This window comes from Polaribacter butkevichii (assembly GCF_038024105.1).
Lineage (GTDB): Bacteria > Bacteroidota > Bacteroidia > Flavobacteriales > Flavobacteriaceae > Polaribacter > Polaribacter butkevichii.
The window spans coordinates 319,625-337,748 of sequence record NZ_CP150661.1 but is presented as its reverse complement, the minus strand read 5'-3'; the positions used below and the strand labels follow the sequence as shown (position 1 = coordinate 337,748).

The following is an 18,124-nucleotide window of genomic DNA, read 5'->3' as shown; positions in this document are numbered from 1 at the left end:
TTTTTTAAAAAAGACACTACAGTTTGATTATAAATTATTTAAAACTCAGATTCAAAAGTTACATCAACTACTTTTAAAGTGCTTTTTTTTCGTTTTCGCTTTGGTTGGTCTTGTACCATTATAGATAAAACACCTTCGTTTTTCCATCTATAAAAATCGCCTAACATATCATTAATAAAAGGACCTTTTACCACGTGTGTTATGCTCCAATCTTTCCATTTGTTTTTAGCAGTTGCCGTAGCTATAACCAAATTATTTTTATCATTACCAGCATAAATCATAATTAAATTATCTTGGGTATCGGCAAATATTTTTGGACGATTACCTACTTTTAAATTCATTTCAAAGTGATGCCATTTACCTGTTGTATCTCTCCAGTAATGATGATAACGTTTCGCCTCTTTTGGGCCCCAGCGTGTTTCGCCTAAAAAGCTACCTGCATCTTTTATAGTTTGTTCTGTAGAATGATACATAACAACGTGCACTTGGTTTTTAGAATCAATTGTTTGCCCTTGGTCATTCATTAACCCCAATACGCGCGGTATAGATTGCACAACAATACCTGGCGAATTAACTTGTGCTATATTTTCTAAAGGTTTTCCTGAATTATTTTTCCAAGAATTACCATTATCTTCACTATAAACATAAACTAAATCGTGGTTAGCACCTTGGCTATCTTCTCTCCAAGTCCAAGTTGTATGAAGAATGCCATTGTTATCATAATCATATCCGTTAGGATAAGAACATCTAGATTCACTAACTCCTAATTGATCTTTAAAAATGCCCTCTGCACTATCAATTTGGTGTGTGTTTCCCCAAGTTCCCGTTTCTGCATTATAGTCTACCAACATACGATCTCCGTTACCAGAACCACGAACACGATAGTTAAATTGAAGGTTTCCGTCTGGAGTTTGCCAAAATTTTGGATAGGTAATAACTATGGGTTTATCTTTTTCTAATTCGGATATAATAGGTCCAAAAGCAGCAACATTCCACGCCATCGTTTCTGGGTTGTTTGCCAATCCTTTTTTAGAAACTCGGTAATGTAAGTCATCAACATGATGATCGAAAGCTAAATGTATTGTGCCATCATTAGGACAAATACCCATAGAAATACAATTATGCGAATCGTTACTTTTAAAGTGATAATCTAAAAACTGAATGGTATTCCACGTTCCATTTGGCAACTTTCGTCTACTTATACAAACACGACGATCAGCATTATAATGTACCAAATACTGAAACCCTTTATGTGAAATTAATGCATCTTTTTGAAAAGTACGTCCGTTTATACCACTAGAAAACCTACCATTCACTATAAGTGCATTTTTGTCTACAACAGAAATATGTTCTTTAACAACCTTTACCTGCGAAAAAACAGGACATATTAAGACCAAACAAAATGTTGAGACTAATAATATTTTGTATGCTGATAAATTCATTTTGAATTATTTAAATATTTTGAATGCACTTTTTTCTTGATTACTTGTTACTTTGTAAGTTTTAAAACGCAACGTTTCTCCATCACCAATATACAAACTATAAGTGTTTTTATTTTTTTCTTCCTCTACTCTTACAATGCCAAAACGCCCTTTAAATGTTAAATTCAATTTAATATTATTGTAAGTAGCATTCTGGTTTTCTTGCGAAATTATATAATCTGTAATAACGCATTTTTTTACTTTTGATACCACCTTAGCGCCTACTATTTTAGCACCATCCATTAAAGGTTCTATACTTTGTACACTTGCTTTTTTAGTGGTTGATGGTTCTAAAACAGCAATAAAAGGTCTGTCCCAAGCTTCACCTTTTTGGCGTATGGCTAACACTTGTGTTTTTTTATTTATATAATCTCCTTCTGCTTCTCTGGTTGCCGGCGCTAGTGCTTTTGTATAAGTTCTATCTGTTCCTTTTGGCACAAACATATGCATATAACGCTTATCATCATTTATATTAAACCTAATATTAACAGCCTTGTTGGTAGACTTCGTAACTTTTGTGTTTTCAAAATAGCGCCACCCAGGAGATTGCACTGGGTCTCCAATATCATTTTTATATTGATTTGTTGGAGTTACCTTTAAAACATCATCTTTACGGTTTGTAATTATGGTTTCATCACCAATATTATGATAAATATAATCGTGAAATTTATTTTCATTTAAAGATTTAGATCTAAAAACATCTAAATAATAAGCGGTTTTGTCGCTGGTTCTAATTGTACTTAATGTACGTTGTTGTGTTGCTTTATTAACATCATCGTTTAAAAATTGGGTTGCAAAACTAAAGTTTTTACTAATTGGATTTTCTAAATGTTTGGGTTCCGAAGCTATATTAACCGTTTTATTTTGCCAAACATACGCCCCATCTTTCCAAGATCCGGGCTGTAAACCATGAGAAGTTCCATTTACAATTACGGTATTATTACCCGCATAGAGTCTAAAATAATTTTCGTGTAATGGTATTTTTCTTTCGGATACAGATTTTGGAAGTCCTGCATTAGGTGCCATAATATAACCTGCTCCATAAAGCTCCATAGAAATTCCTGTTAAATGAGAATGCACATAATGCGCTCCGCCAATAATACCCGATAAACCATATAATTCATTATTTTTTTCTACATAATTACGCTGCAAAGCAACACCTGCATGTTTTACTAAAACTGTTGGTTTGTTAAAATTAATATCACCTTGCGTATGTGCTGGAATAGGAAGTCCCCAAAACAATTTTAAAGGTTTAAAATTATTAAAAATATCGTTAGTAATACGTGGTTTATATCCGCCTTCGGCGGTGTATGCTTGCCTTAATGCTATTTGGGCTTGCTTTTTTAAATTAGAATATCCGCGCCTTTCTGCAATACTTAATGTGTATCTATAAAGGTCTTGTGTTCCATCATGGTTTCGTTTAGAATCTCCAAAACGAACAAATTTTCTGTTAGGATGTCTTAAATGATCAAAAAGGAAATTACCTTCAAAAATATTTTGATAATCTTGAGTTACATTCATTTCTGGATAAATTCTATCAACTATATTCAACACCATTGTTATAATAGGCATAAAACTATAACTTAATGATTCTGGCCAAATACCTTGCTCTCCAAACATAGGTAAAATGGTATTTTTAAATGAGTTTTGATGCGCTGTACCTTTTTGCCAAAAGACATTAAATAAACGATTACGTTCTGCATCATCATCAATACAAAATATACTAAATAATGCGCCAGGAGCCGTAAGTATAGGGTGATTAGAAACTATTTTACCATGTTCGTCTGGTTTGCCGTACTCTTGCATTACATTACCAACTATATTTGCAATGGCTTTTTGAGCTTTATTATTATTGAAAGCTACACGAGTATTTTTTGCTTTGTTGTATACCTTTATATTAGGCTTTTTTAAATAATTATATATAAAATCGTAAGCGATAGCAAAGGGAGCATAAGTGGTTCTTGGATCAAAAAACTCATTACCACAAATAGTGGTTGTTTCTGGGGTTAACGGTGCAATAACATCTATATAATACGCTAAAATATCGGCAGCAAATTGCGCATACTTTTCTTCTTTAGTCAAAAAATACAACATTCCTGCTTCTGATGCTAGTGTTAAAACTTTATTGTGTCCAGCGGCTATAGGACTTGCTTTTCGTTCTGTGTTTTCACGATCATGTTTAGCAAAATCTGGAATAGTACTTAAAATAATATTAGCATTACTTTGATGTATCTTTAATTTAGTATCAACACGTTTATGTAATTGGTTTACAACACTTTTTGCCCAATCATATTTGTCTATTTTCTCTAAAAGATCTGCTCTTTCTGCTTCGGTTACCCAAATAACAGGGTGTTTTAGAGATTGTGCTTGCACCCCCTTAAAAACAAAAAGATTTACCATAACCAAGGTTACTAATACTATTTTTTTTAATATCATATTTTTTAATTATAACTTCAATTTAAAAACACCTAACATACATTCTAATAGCTTTTTAAAACTAAAAAAAGGTATACTAAGTGTATTTATTTACAATGTATTACGTTTAATAAGGTTTACTTATTCTGCAGTTAATCTTGCCTTTTGTTCTTTAAAATAAGGCTGATAATTGTATGCAGAATTTTTATCCCATTTTCTATTTACTTTTGGCAAATATTTTTTAAGTTTTTCAATTTCATTTACATATTTAGGGTTTTCTGCTAGGTTTTTAAATTCGTTTGGATCATTACTATGGTCGTATAATTCTTGCGAACCATCTTCATATTGTATAAAACGAAATCCGTTAGCTTTTACAGCATGATTATTCATCCCATAAGTAGTAAGAGCATAAGCATTCTTTACTTCTTTTTCACTTGTCATGGTAGATACTAAACTAATACCTTCATTTCTATTGTAAGCAGGAAGATTACATAACTCTAAAAGTGTTGGGTAAATAGACAGCATTTCTACTGGCGTATTAACTACCTTGCCTTTAGGTAAGTTTGGCGCTGCAAACATTAATGGTGCTTTTGTTGCTGGCTCCCATAAAGCATGCTTAGCAAAAGTTCCTTTTTCGCCCATTCGGTATCCATGATCAGACCACAACACTATTACGGTATTGTTAGCGTATTCACTATTTTCTAACGCATCTAACACACGCCCCACCTCATAATCTACATAACTAATACATGCCAAATAAGCTTGTATAATTTTTTTCCACTCTCCACTTTCTTTTGCCCATTTTGTAGAAGGCATCATTGGTAAATCGTTAATAGCAAGACCTATTGGAGGTACATCATTTAAATCATCTTCTAAATACGGAGCAACGTCAATACCCTCTAATGGATGCATATCAAACCATTTTTGAGGCACATAAAAAGGCACATGAGGTCTTAAAAAACCTACTCCCATAAAAAATGGTTTGTCATAGTTTCTTTTTAAACGTTCTACCGCCCAATTTGCAGATTTATGATCTGGCATTAAAGAGTCTTGCTCAGGAAAAGCACCCCAATCTGTACTGGTACGTCCGTAGTTTTTATTTGCTGTTCCAACACCGTCCCAAACAAAACGTTTTTTTGGTAATGGACCAAAGCCATTAACACGCCCTCCTTCATCATCAAATAAACCTTTTGGTGCGTATTTATGAAACAACTTTCCTATTCCCATGGTATGGTAGCCGTTATTTTTAAAATACTCAGGTAAAAAGGTAATTTCTTTTGTTGATGGATTATCAGGACGACGAATTTTGTCATCGGAAATCATACCATAAATACCTGTTGTAGAAGGACGTAAACCCGTCATTAACGATGCTCTAGATGGGCCACATAATGGTGCCTGACAATGTGCATTTGAAAACAAAACTCCTTTTGCTGCCAACCTATCTATATTAGGCGTTTTGGTATTAGAATAGTTATTTAAACATCCCAACCAAGTATTTAAATCATCTACAGCAATAAATAAAACGTTGGGGTTTTTAGGCTGTAATTCTTCTGCTGTTTTTTTATCTTTAGTAGTACAAGTTAAAATTAACATTGATAAAAGTAGAAGATAACTTATTTTTTTCATAATTGATGTTCTTAATTATTTTATATTTTTTACTACTGATATATTAATTTTAACAGGTCCTAAAAGTCCTGATGTTAACAATGCATCATTTTTGTTATAATGCTTCCATGATGAAAACGTAGTTCTATTTGAAGGTCGTTGTGTATTATTTAGCAACCAATTTGGTAAGCTTTTTGTTTTTTCTCCTTTTCTTTCAAAATCTAACGATAAATTTTCGTCTCCAATTAAACGATTTGGCCACAGGTTGGTAACCCTAACTTCTAGCGTATTTTGTCCTGCTTTTACAAAATCATCAATATTAATTCTAAACGGTGCTTTCCACAATATACCTGCATTTTTACCATTTATAATTACTTCTGCTATTACACCAACACTTCCTAAATCTAACTCAAAAGAGATGTCTTTTTTAAATATCTTTTTAGAAATATTAAAGTTTTTTTGATACGTTGCTGTTCCTGAATAATATTTAATAGCATTATTATCTGAATTAGACCAAGACACCAAATTATTAAATACGGTTTTAATTGGTGTACTTAAATTTTCTTTAAATTCTACATTCCAGTCACCTACTAACTCTATTGGTTTTGAAACCGATTTTACTTTAATCGTTTTATTCTTACCCAAAGAAGTTTGGTATGTTATTTCTCCTGGATAAGGTGTTACCCAATTTACTTTTCCATTAGTATTAACCAGTTTTGTTTTAGAAATATCTTTAGACAGATTAAGCACTCTTCCTTCCGGAACAGAAACAACATGCTCTACCCCATCCGTAGAAAAAGTAACACGCAATACTTTGTTTTTACCTTCGGGAACATGACCATCTATTAAAGATTTTTCTATCGGAATTTCTAAAACTCCAGAGGATACCATGCCTTTAATTTTCTCTGTAATATCAAATGTTTTATAATATTTAGGTACCTCTTTTGTTTCTGGCTTAAACTTTCCAAAAACTGCTTTTAAAATGGTTAAAGATCCTTTATCAGTAGCATCTATATTCACAAACTCTCTTTCTTCTACGTATATTCGCTTGATTTCTTCACCTATTTTATATTCCATTCGGAATTCCTTTTTATACCCCATTGCAGGATCACAATCGCAAAAACCTCTTCCTGCCTGTAATTTTAATTTATTATCCTCTACAGCTGCCTTTACCTTATCGGTGATATCTACCAATCCGTCTTGTAAAAATGAACCATATTCTGCCTTAATAATTTTTAAATTAGATAAAGGTTCTAATTGAGGTTTTTTAAGTGTTTCCGAAATTTTTGTAATATGAGCAGATGCTGCAACTGGTTTTCTAAATATAACAAAAACAGATGCTTCCATACCTAATTGAATAGGCACGCTTGTTGTTCCGTCTTCATTATCTACCCAAACAGCAAGACTTTTAACCTCACCACTTTCTGAATTCCATAATTCTGGTTGCTTTCCTTTTACTCTAAATCGTCCTGTAATTTCTCTACTTTCTTTTTTAGCATTGGCAATAAAATAGATATCTGCATCTTCTGTTTTTCTGTGGATAAAACTGATGTCTGATGCGTCTCCTTCTTCAATTCTAAAATCAGAAGGTGTTTTACTTTTTGATAAAAATTCTTGAATTGTTATTTTTTTTACCATACCAGAATTCCATAAGTTTTCTGCAAGTTTATCAATCTTATCATCACATTTTGGATAATTCTCCAGACTTGGAGATTTATAAGGACGCTCACCAATTACCTTTGCACCTGCTTTTGTAAGTGCCGCTATTTTAGAAAGTGTTTCTGGTTTCATCCAACTAGAAGTTGGTAAAACTAAAACTTTGTATTTATTACCAACTGATGTATAAATATCTCCATTTTTAACCGTTAATCCTGCTAATTTATTGGCTCCAATTAAATCATAATCAAAACCCATCGCTTTAATTTCTGGCATTAAAAAAGCTGTGTTAGGAGATGATTCTCCTGTAAAAACCAAAACATCTGCTACATTTTGACCTTGTTGAAGTAAAAATTGAGACCTAGCAATATAATCCATAAAGCCTTTTCCTTGACTCCACCATGTATTTAATCGGTTAAAATCTGTACCATGATAACTTAACGCTAAACCAGGAGCTACGTCCCAAGGTTGGTGTACATACGTATGAAAAATAAAACGCGTAATACCTTGTGCCCAAGCTTGGTCTCCTATAGATTTTAAAACAGCAGGATGCTCGTCCCAACCACCAATTCCTGTAAAAGACTCGGCACCAACAATAGAACTTCCGTTTAAATGCGCTATCGAAGAAACAAATTTAGGCGAATCGAAAAACGGATAGCCACCACTCCAAAACTCACACATTACTATATCTCCAGTTGCACCAACTTGCATATTATCAAAAGGTCCCCAGTATGGTTCTACAGAAAATTTCATGCCGTTTTCATGACATAATTCTCCAAAATGAGCGTAATAATTTTTTGCCATTAAATCTCCTATCGTTCTTCTAAAATCCCATAAAAAACGTTCTGATACTTCACCACTTTCTACGTAATAACCTGCTAAGGTTGGTAAATAGCTTGTTAAACTATAACCTCTTAATTTTTTAAATTCAGTATCAAATCCGGCAGTCCAATTGGTAGTTCCTACTTCATAACTATCTATCAAACAGTTATTAACAGTTGTTCCTATTAAATCTCCCAATTTATTAATAATAGGTTGTATGCCGCCTTCCCAATAGACATCAACTGCTTTTTTACTCATTTTATCAACTTCTAAACCACGGCCTCCTTCTGGTGCAGGATGATTACTTTTACCTGTAGGCGTGTGTCCTAATCTTAAAATAATCCATTCTCCTTTTGGGACGTTCCATTCAATAAATCCGTCTTTAGTAATTTTTGAAGTTAAATCAATAATGTCATTTTTATTAATTACGGCAGAAGCAGTAATCGCTTTTGTATCTGGTAACAAATGATTTCGAATACGGTCTGTTAAATTTTTATAATCTAAACCATCTATTTTTATATCTGTTTGAGGTTTAGGAAATGCCAATACTGCAATATCTTTATAATATTTTAATTTGGTTTTAGGTTGTGGTAATTGATCTTTAAATAATTTTCCGCCTTGTACCGTAACTTCCGTAAATACGGTTGTTTGCATAGCATATTCTGGTGTAATCCATGGACCTCCAGAAGAGGACCAACCTGCACTGTTATGAAACGTAAGTTCTAACCCTAATCTTTTAGCTTCTTTTGCAGAAAAATGAAATAAATCTAACCACTCTTCACTTAAATATTTTACAGGTCCATCTGGAAATTCTAATTTAACATTAAACAATTGTGCTTCTTGAATACCAACTTCTTTCATCGCTTCTAAATCTTTTGTTATTCCAGATTTAGATACGTTTCCGCTAATCCAATGCCACCACGTTCTTGCTTTAGCTTCATTTGGTGGGGTTTTAAATCCTTCTTGAAGGAAATCTGTTTTAGTTGAAATATTATTTTGATGTCCTAAATTTTGTCCAGATATTGAACATGTAAATAAAATAATCGCAGATATTACTAATACAATTTGTTTCATATTTAACATTAAGGTTCTTTTATTTTTTAAGTTGCATATTAGTAAAACACTTAACATTTTACTTATTTTACATAAGCTGTATTTCTAATATATTTTACTACGGTAAACTTATTTATTTATAACATATAACGTGTCCTGTAATGTTAGGGTATTCAGAAAAAAAAAGCCCAAATAAATTAATATTTGGACTTTTAAAATTATTCTGATTAAAATTAATTAATAATTAATTTTTTAATGTATTCTTTCTTGTTATCATCTACAACCTTTATTAAATAAAGACCAGACTTAAATGCTTGTTCAATATTAACATTAGGTTCTATAGTTGATTTTTTATAAATAACTTTACCTAACATATCTGTAATTGTAATATCTGCTTTTTCCATACCAAATAAAGATATATTAAAATCTTTTGTAGTTGGGTTTGGAAACACATTTACTGATCTAAGTATATCTTCATCAACTCCCTCATTTTCAACAGACTGATCTGAATCTTTCAAAAATGCACTCTTAGCACTTGTTGAACTTAGCGTAATAACGTTTATTGAAAACTTAGGTAAAGATGTAACGTGCCCTCTACCATTTCTTACGTCTTTTAAAGCATTATCTCCAATATCATAAAGAGGTTTATCAGTCAATTCATTAAATTTAATTGCTTTATGATTAAAGTTTTTAGTATACTTAACACCATTAATTTTAATTACAAAAGCAGCTGGTTTACTTGTTAAATTTACAGCTATAATTTTAATTTTACCACCTTTTAATGTCGCTCTTGCGCTAACTCCCTTAACACCAGAAGTAATATTAGGAGACGTTAAAATAGAAGTTGTATAAACTTCACTATAAGCAAAAACACTTTTAACAGCTTCATACATAGCCGCATAAACCGTTTTTCTTGTAGGATCTGGAACAGGTCTACCTGCACTATTTGTTATTGTAGGGTAAAAAGAATTTAAGCTACCTGTTGGCGTAAACCATGTTGCTCTATGGTATGTATCCATATTTTCACTCATATAAAGGTAACAATCTGCTGCTCCTAAAGCAGAAACTGCATTTGAACCACCGGCAGATTTTACACCCCATTCTGTTAACCAAATTGGTTTGCTTGTTACTTTTCTTGCATAGTTGTCTATAGATTCTTTTAACGTTTTTCTAGCTATAAGTCCATATTCAATACCATCATTAGAAGCATTACCATCTGGATCTTCTCCTTGATATGAATGTACAGATACAGCATCAAAAAAAGAATCATCTCTTGCCAAAGCTGCATTCCAGTTAGGGTTAAATGCATTACCTCGTCTTAACATAGGTACAGAAACTTGTATGTTTCTATTTTTAGCTTTTAATGCTTTAGACATTGCTTTAGCGCGTGCAATATAATTCCAAGTATTTGGAATAATAGTACTTCTTTGACCTGGATAAAAATTCTCATTACCCATTTCAACAAAATCTACAGGTAATCCTCTCCTTCTTAAATCGTCATATCTTGCCTTTGTTTCATTGCTTTTATTAACATCCCTACCATCTGCACTCATATTAAAAGTCCATACAATATCAAATTTAGCAGTTCTTTCTTTATATAAAGACTCTAATACTCCTATACCAACTTTTGCATGATTTGTTTGAAATGTTTTAATACTAGATAATTTATCTACTTCTCTTTGTACTGTTTGATTTCTAGCATTTTTAAGCGTTATCATTTCACTTCCAAAAAGCTTTGTTTCATCAGTTCTCCAATCGTACCAGTTAGAAAATAATCCGTGTGGAAAACGAGCGCCTAAGGTTCCCCATTTTCTAAAAAGATCTTTACCATTACTATCTGATAAACGTGTAAGGTTTAACCCTAATTGAGCATTTTTGTATTTTACCTTTGTTCCTGTTTTGATATTTAGTGTTGCACTAACAGTAGCAGGAAGTGGGAAAGGATAACTCTGCGCAGTAATTGCGCTAGAATACGCTAAGAAAAGACCTACCGTAATTGCTGTTTTTTTAATATTGATTTTCATTTTTTAATTTAGTTTGGTTAAAATAATTTAATGTTTAATTAGTTGTAATTAAACGTTTAGTGTGTTTTTTAAATTTATTTATTACATATGTTTAGTTTTAGGGGTTATTATAAAGTTCATTAAAAAATAAGTTACGCAACTATTTTATATTTACTAAATTATTTACAATTAACAACTTAACTATCCTGCTGTAAACTGTTCTATTCTGTTCTGTCACACCTAAGGAAGAGGAATAATTATCCAAAAAAATAATGCATTTATACTATCATTTTTTGAAATAAGAAAAGACAATCTTACCCCAATAAAAAGAATTAAATAAGTGATAAAAAAATTAATTAATACTTTTTATTTTAACCTGTTTAATTTTAACTGGTCCTACCAAACCTGCAGGTAATAATTCGTCTCCTTTTTTATAAAATGGATAGGTGGTAAACGTAGATCGCTGCCCTAAAGGTGCTGGTTCATTATTTGTATACCAATCTACCATCTTATTTCTATTGATAAGCGATAACTGTGGATCTTTAATTAACAATGGTGTTTTAAGGTGTGGTTGTAAATTATAACCAGAAACATTAGGGAAGTTTTCGTCACCAATTAAACGGTTTGTCCATTGGTTTGTAACTTCTATCTTTAAGTTATTTTTACCTGCTTTTAAAACAGAAGTAATATCAATTGTGTGGGGTGCTTTCCAAAGAACACCTAAGTCTTTTCCATTTAAAATAACCCGTGCTATTTCGTAAACCTTCCCTAAATCAAGTATAAACTTGTTATTAGAAGTTAGTATTTTTTTATCAACCTTAAACGTTTTTTGATAAATAGCTGTTCCGGAGTAATACTTTATTCCTTCAAAATTATGAGAAGTCCAATCAATCAATTTTGGAAAAGTAAAACTTTGCTCCCCTGCTTTTAAATCTGGAAAAGCAACTTCCCAATCACCTTTTATTACAATTGGCTCTAGAAGATTTTTAACCTCTAATTTTTGTTGTTTACCATCTGCATAAGAAATAGCATACGCACCGTTTTTGCTGGCTTCAATTTCTGCTTTACCCACTGAATTTAACTTAAAAATAAGTTCTGGATTATCTATAACACTAGCCGTAGCAATTGAATTTATAGATGCAGATGATTCTCTAAAAACTACAAAACCAGAACCCTGAGAAGGAAGTGTAATAGCTACTTTGGTTTTACCATTGCTATGCTCAAACCCCACTAATTTTGTAATAGATCCATCCATTGGATTCCAAAACTCAGGAATTTTTCCTTCTACGTTAAAGGTACATTCGTAGGTACGTTTTTCTTTCTCTGGATTGAAGAAAAAATAAATATCTTCATTTGCAGATGTACGATGTGCATAATTAATTTGCTCGCCTCCTTTTATCTTTAAATCTACAGGAATATTATATTTTTTATAAATCTCATTCCAATTATAGTTTGTACTTGTGGTTGGTTTACTCCATACTTGTTCTAATAATTTAGAAAACTCAATTTCGTCTTTTTCTGATACTAAATAGCCTCCAATTTTACCGGGTTTATTTCCTATAATAATTACACCTTTATTCGCCAATTCTGCTATTCTTTTTAAGGTAGCAAGACGCATTTCTTTTTGGTTGCCTAAATAAAGTACACGATAACGTGTACCTTCTGGTAAAACAAGTTGTCCGTTTTCTACCGAAATACGGTTTAAAAGAACATCTGTATTTACACCATCATAATTGATATGGTTTGGCAAATCTCTTACTCCTTTGCGTGATGCAGTAGTATTAGGAGAACCATCACCTACAAAAGCTAGTACATCAGACACAGGCACTCCCTGACGTAAAAGATACTGCCCGCGAGTTAAATACTTAAACCAACTTTTACCTGCATTTTCCCACCAGGTTTGTGTACGATCTATGTGCGAACCAAAACCACTCATACCCATACCAGGTTTTACTTTTGTATTCGCTTGGTGTGCAAAACGGTGAAAGACTATTTCATTAATTCCAGCAGCCCAACCCTTATCTCCAAATTCTTTAAAGAAACCTGGATGTCCTTCAAAATTGACATTAGGTCCCGAAGTAAAAGCTTCTGCAGAAATAATATTACGACCATAAATATGACCAGCAGATACTGCTACACCCGTCATTGATTTTCCACTAGCATGAAATTCTCCCATTGGTATATCAAAACTACGGGCGGCATCTAAAGTATTAAAAGGACCATTCCCATAAGGTTCTACATAACTCTTTAACCCATCTGCATGAATAAGTTCTGTAGCATAATCAAAGTAATTTTCACACATTAGCTTACTATTAAAATTTCTAATATCCCAAAGTACACGTTCTGTAGTATCTGCATTATCTACATAACGACCTGCGTACAATGGCAAGAAATTTATAATATCGTAACCGTGTTCTGCTTGAAATTGTTTTTCATAATCTTTTGTCCAATTTTGTCCTCCTACTTCATAGCTATCAATTTCTACATACTGTAAGGCATTTGGTGCTATTTTACTAGAAGCATCAATCACCTTTCTTACATGGCCATCGTAAAAAATCTTAAAAGATTCACGGCTAAATTTATCTACTTCCCAACCTGTACCTGCGATAGAAGCAGGATCATTTAAAGCACCTGTGGTAGTATATCCAACACGCATAATTGTCCACTTTCCTTTAGGCAATGTTGTTGTTAAGACTCCTTTATCATCAACATATTTAGTTAAATTTAAAATTTCAGATTTCTTAATAACCTTACTAGCATCTACTGCCTCTAACTTTGGTAACCCTCCATTATTGGCTCTATGAATATTGGTACGAGAAATCATATTATCATAACGAGCTGTATTTGTTAGGCTAATTTCTGCAATATCTAAAGGCACATCTGTTACAAAACGAAAATATTGCGCAGTTATACCTTTAAAGGTCTTATCAATTGTATATTCATACTTACCATGTCTAGACATTTTAATAACAAATTCGTCTTTAAAATTGATGCCATCGTTAGAACTTTGTAAAAGTTGCGGTACTTTATAACGTTGTCTTTGTGTTTTAAGAAGAAACGATTGTACGGTTAATGGTTTTCCAAAATTCCATTGTATCCAAGCCTTACCATCTTTAGGAACTCTTAACTCTGTACGTTCATCAATTTTACCATTGGTAGCAATATTAATATCAAAATCTTTATTTGAACTCGTGATAATCGTTGGATTTTCTGAATCTATAATTTCTGACGCCAAAGCTGGATAAGCTAAAACGGCAATCTCTTTATAAAATCCTCCAATTTTACTAGGGCTAGGCAAAAACATTTTTACGTTGCCGCCATTTACAATAACCTCACGATGCACCACTTGTTTCATAGAATGCTCTACGGGTACCCAAGGTCCACCGCTAGAGGTCCATCCATCGCAATTATGAATCCCAAAACTCAACCCTAAACGTTCACATTCCGCAGCAGCGTGCGCAGTAATTTCAATATATTCTGGTGAATTAAAATCAACAGGTCCGTTTGGTATTCTATGAGTTACATTAAAAAGAATAATGCCGCCAATACCTGCATCGGCAATAGCTTCTAAATCTTTGGTCATTCCTACTTTACTCATATTTCCGCCCATAACATGCATCCACGTTAATGGTTTTGCAGAATGAGGTGGGTTTTTAAAACCGTTTTCTAAATTCGTTTTAGTTACTTCTTTTTTAATATTTTGACCTCTCACAGTAAAAACAAACGTAAAAAGAATAATAACGTAAAATACAACTGCTTTTTTCATACTTTTTAATTCTTTTTTAATTCTTTTTTAATTGTAATTGAACAGTTTTTCCTGCTTGTTCTCCTTCAGGTAAATGAATTACAAAATGAGTTTTACCTTTTTTATAATTACTATTTTCAATACTATATTTACCTTTAATGGATACATTAATTTTAGTGAGCTTTTGAGAAGGATCGCTAATTGCAAAGTCTAAATAATCAGATTTTTCTTCTAATAATATCACACAAGGTGCATCTACAGAAACCCCTCCTTTAATTGTTGATATTCCTTTTTTATAAAATATAATACCTGCATTTTTTTCATCAGCAGAAACAACACTCTGTTGCTCTTTATTATTAACAATTTTAAAAGGATTCCTTTTGTGTAAATTCATCATTTTTTCTTCTGATGCATTTGGAACTAAAATGTAACTATAGGATTCTTTTTTAGGCTGATTTCCGTGAGATAACCACAACTTAAAAATATGCTCTGTGAGGATAACTGGCCTGTAACGTTTTGCTACTTTGTTCCAACTGCCTTCTAAAATTTGAGTAGAAAGGTTTATTTTTCCTCCTTCAGGAAATAGGTAACCAATATTGTCATGTAATATCCAATCAGGTTCAATATCTTTTTGTTTCCCTTTATTAATTTCTATCTTATCATCTTTCCCTATTAAAACTTGTCCTTTTAAGAAAGCTTGATTTATTGAAGTGGTTACAACTTCTTTTTTTTCTGATGTAATTCCACTCCCCAAACAAACGATTGTATCATCAAACATAAACCAAGATTTTTTAGCCTTTAAATTATCTCGATCATAATCCATCGCAGCAATTCCATTTGTTCCATTACTAACCCCTCCAACAAAAACACTATTGGTTTTAAAACCGCTAAACTTTATAATTGGCAATGGTTTTTTATCTTGAATAATGGTAGTTCCTGGTAGTTTTTTCCAATCCCAAAAAGGAAAAATATTTTCATATTCTTTTCCTGTTGTAGATATTAACGAAACACCATCACCCATATAATATCCTTGAACATTTTCTTTATTAACAGACTCTGTTCCCACAACACGTTTTGAACTCATTTTAACTGAAAAATAGAACTCTTTTGTTCTGTGAACGTGAAAATCTGATTTCCAAAAATGTTTATTTCCTGATAATATTTTTGAATCTAAAGCCTGATCATAGGCTATTTCATAAGCTTTATCTAAAACTTTCATTTTTTGAATACATGTTTTTAAACGTGCCGCTTTTTTCAACTGTTCATTTTTAAAAAGCTGTCTTCCAGAAGCACTAACATCATACCTATCCTTCCAGATAATCCATTGTTGGCCATTCAAAATTAGATTCCTTAGAAATTTAATTTTATTCTCTTCAAACTTAAAAGGTGTATTACCAACAAACGTGTAACATTTAATCATATCTTCTAAATATGACAAGCCGTAATTACCAAATTGTAATTGTGCTCCATGCTCGTGATAAGACCAATCTGATTTTACTCCAACTCCTTTTGCTACTTGTAATTCGCCTTGAATAGCTCTACTTGCAATCGCTACAGAGTCTGGTTTTCTTAACAATAATGAGCGTAACATCACATTCGTAGATAACCATACTTTATTCTGCCCAGACATTTTTATTCTTGCACGATGTAATAAGACTTCTGCTTTGTTTAGTTGTTCTTTTGTTAATTCATTTTCCATTAAAAAAAGTATTGGCAATAACAACTCAGGAACTCCTATATGTTGATCGTGCCAATTGGTACTTAAAAAATCATTATCCAACCAAAAATTTAAACTTTTATGGATTTTTTTTGATAAACTCTCATCAAGATAATAGGTAGAAGTTTTATTTTTATAATTGATGGCTAAAGTTTGTACATATTGTAAATGATCTTTTACAGGCCAACCTCCTCTTATTCTATTAGTATAATCTATTGTAGACCAAGATCCATTTTCTTGTAAATTTGTCAATAAATCTTCTATTACTTTATCAGCTTCTTTAAGATTGATATAATAATCTAAAACATTTTTATGGAATTGTTTTAAATCCTTTGGATAAGATAATTCTAAGTGATTTTCTGTATTAGATTTTATACAGCCAGTAATTGTAATTAGAAAAAAAGTAATTATAAAATATACAAATGATTTCTTCATAATGGATTGCTTATTAAAGTATTTTTACTTTTAATAATTTAGTGTTTTGTATTTTTTCTTTGATGAATTACTTCCAATGCTTTATCAAAAGATGGGTCTTTAAACATTTTACCTATGTAGTTTAAATCTGATATCAATTTTTCTTCAGAATGTTTTTTATCTACAATTTGTTTACGTTCCCATTTTTTTTCTTTAGCTAGATAAGGCAACATATATTGATACCCTTTTTTAATACTTCTGCCATCTTTAGATTCTAAATCCCAAAGATTTACACCTACTTTTTGTCCTAATCTTACCAAATCTAAAAAACCGTTTAAATTCATAACAGAATAGGAAAAAGACTTTGTTCTAGCGAGTTCTCTTGGTTGACTTCCATCTGGTTCTATTTGATGAAATATTCTTGCTTTTGTAATCGTTGACAAATATTTTTTAACTTCTTCAATTCGATTTAAATACACTAAGATGTTAAGTAGTTGAATATCATAATGGGTCCCGTGATTATTTTCTCTATTTCGCTCCTCTTTCCCTAACTTGCTGTTTTGTAACCAATTTTCATATTCAGTTAACCAATTCAACATTCCTTCTTCTGTCTTTTTTTCCAATACATTTCTGTCTTTGGCCAACTCTAAAAATTTAAAAACTTCTACAAATCCTCGAATTTCAAGAATTCCAAAACATCTCCCTTCTGATTTTCCCGGTACATATTGTCCGAAATTAACATTAGGATTCATTCTAGTAGCTTCATCTAAAAACCAAGCATTAATTAGTTGAATTGCTTTATCAGCATATTTCTTTTCATTACTTTGATAATAAGTGCTGCTTAATATTTTTATGGCTGAAATAAAGTTGTTTTTCTCTACATAATCTGTAAAATTATTTCGAGTTTCTGGATTAATATCTCCATCTTTTCTAATGTATGGTAAACCATTAGACGTCTTAGGATTTGGCCACCAATAAGGACCAATACTCATATAATCGTGTTTGCTTTTACTTGGTGGAATGCCCGTTTTGTTTACAACTGAAAATGGGTTGGTTTTTAATAATTTATCTGCTTTGTTAATTAGTATTTTATAATTTTCAACGGCTATTTTATCACCTTTTTTAATCCTATTTTTTTGATTTTCTAATTCCTGATATTCTATAACTCTTATTTTTTCTGACATTTCTTGTGCAGAACTACAGCTATAAAAAC

Annotated in this window: 8 protein-coding genes; all 8 read right to left on the bottom strand. The window is 31.9% G+C overall.

Annotated elements, in window-relative coordinates; all coding sequences use genetic code 11:
• Nucleotides 1-38 precede the first annotated feature (38 nt).
• Nucleotides 39-1,442 (bottom strand): BNR repeat-containing protein, encoded by a 1,404-nt coding sequence (locus WG951_RS01045; RefSeq protein ID WP_105048364.1) that lies wholly within the window; start codon nucleotides 1,440-1,442, stop codon nucleotides 39-41.
• Between the two features lie 6 nt (nucleotides 1,443-1,448).
• Nucleotides 1,449-3,917, bottom strand: coding sequence for a hypothetical protein (locus WG951_RS01040; RefSeq protein WP_105048363.1), 2,469 nt, complete (start codon nucleotides 3,915-3,917; stop codon nucleotides 1,449-1,451).
• Nucleotides 3,918-4,037: 120 nt separating this feature from the next.
• On the bottom strand, nucleotides 4,038-5,522 hold the full coding sequence (locus WG951_RS01035; protein ID WP_105048362.1) for a sulfatase: 1,485 nt from the start codon (nucleotides 5,520-5,522) through the stop codon (nucleotides 4,038-4,040).
• A gap of 15 nt (nucleotides 5,523-5,537) precedes the next feature.
• Complete coding sequence (locus WG951_RS01030; RefSeq protein ID WP_105049355.1) at nucleotides 5,538-9,053, bottom strand: glycosyl hydrolase; 3,516 nt, start codon at nucleotides 9,051-9,053, stop codon at nucleotides 5,538-5,540.
• A 212-nt stretch (nucleotides 9,054-9,265) separates the two neighbouring features.
• Complete coding sequence (locus WG951_RS01025; protein WP_105048361.1) at nucleotides 9,266-11,056, bottom strand: T9SS type A sorting domain-containing protein; 1,791 nt, start codon at nucleotides 11,054-11,056, stop codon at nucleotides 9,266-9,268.
• Between the two features lie 331 nt (nucleotides 11,057-11,387).
• The gene (locus tag WG951_RS01020; protein ID WP_105048360.1) at nucleotides 11,388-14,801 is read right to left on the bottom strand and encodes a glycosyl hydrolase; all 3,414 of its coding nucleotides are present in this window, start codon (nucleotides 14,799-14,801) and stop codon (nucleotides 11,388-11,390) included.
• A 16-nt stretch (nucleotides 14,802-14,817) separates the two neighbouring features.
• Nucleotides 14,818-16,932, bottom strand: coding sequence for a polysaccharide lyase 8 family protein (locus tag WG951_RS01015; RefSeq protein WP_105048359.1), 2,115 nt, complete (start codon nucleotides 16,930-16,932; stop codon nucleotides 14,818-14,820).
• A gap of 38 nt (nucleotides 16,933-16,970) precedes the next feature.
• Nucleotides 16,971-18,095: an alginate lyase family protein gene (locus WG951_RS01010; RefSeq protein WP_170062879.1), complete on the bottom strand. Its 1,125-nt coding sequence runs from the start codon at nucleotides 18,093-18,095 to the stop codon at nucleotides 16,971-16,973.
• Nucleotides 18,096-18,124 lie beyond the last annotated feature (29 nt).

What these genes read in the sequence shown, in the direction of transcription:
- WG951_RS01045 (WP_105048364.1), bottom strand. Translation starts at nt 1,442, where the DNA reads ATGAATTTATCAGCATACAAAATATTATTAGTCTCAACATTTTGTTTG.
- WG951_RS01040 (WP_105048363.1), bottom strand. Translation starts at nt 3,917, where the DNA reads ATGATATTAAAAAAAATAGTATTAGTAACCTTGGTTATGGTAAATCTT.
- WG951_RS01035 (WP_105048362.1), bottom strand. Translation starts at nt 5,522, where the DNA reads ATGAAAAAAATAAGTTATCTTCTACTTTTATCAATGTTAATTTTAACT.
- WG951_RS01030 (WP_105049355.1), bottom strand. Translation starts at nt 9,053, where the DNA reads ATGAAACAAATTGTATTAGTAATATCTGCGATTATTTTATTTACATGT.
- WG951_RS01025 (WP_105048361.1), bottom strand. Translation starts at nt 11,056, where the DNA reads ATGAAAATCAATATTAAAAAAACAGCAATTACGGTAGGTCTTTTCTTA.
- WG951_RS01020 (WP_105048360.1), bottom strand. Translation starts at nt 14,801, where the DNA reads ATGAAAAAAGCAGTTGTATTTTACGTTATTATTCTTTTTACGTTTGTT.
- WG951_RS01015 (WP_105048359.1), bottom strand. Translation starts at nt 16,932, where the DNA reads ATGAAGAAATCATTTGTATATTTTATAATTACTTTTTTTCTAATTACA.
- WG951_RS01010 (WP_170062879.1), bottom strand. Translation starts at nt 18,095, where the DNA reads ATGTCAGAAAAAATAAGAGTTATAGAATATCAGGAATTAGAAAATCAA.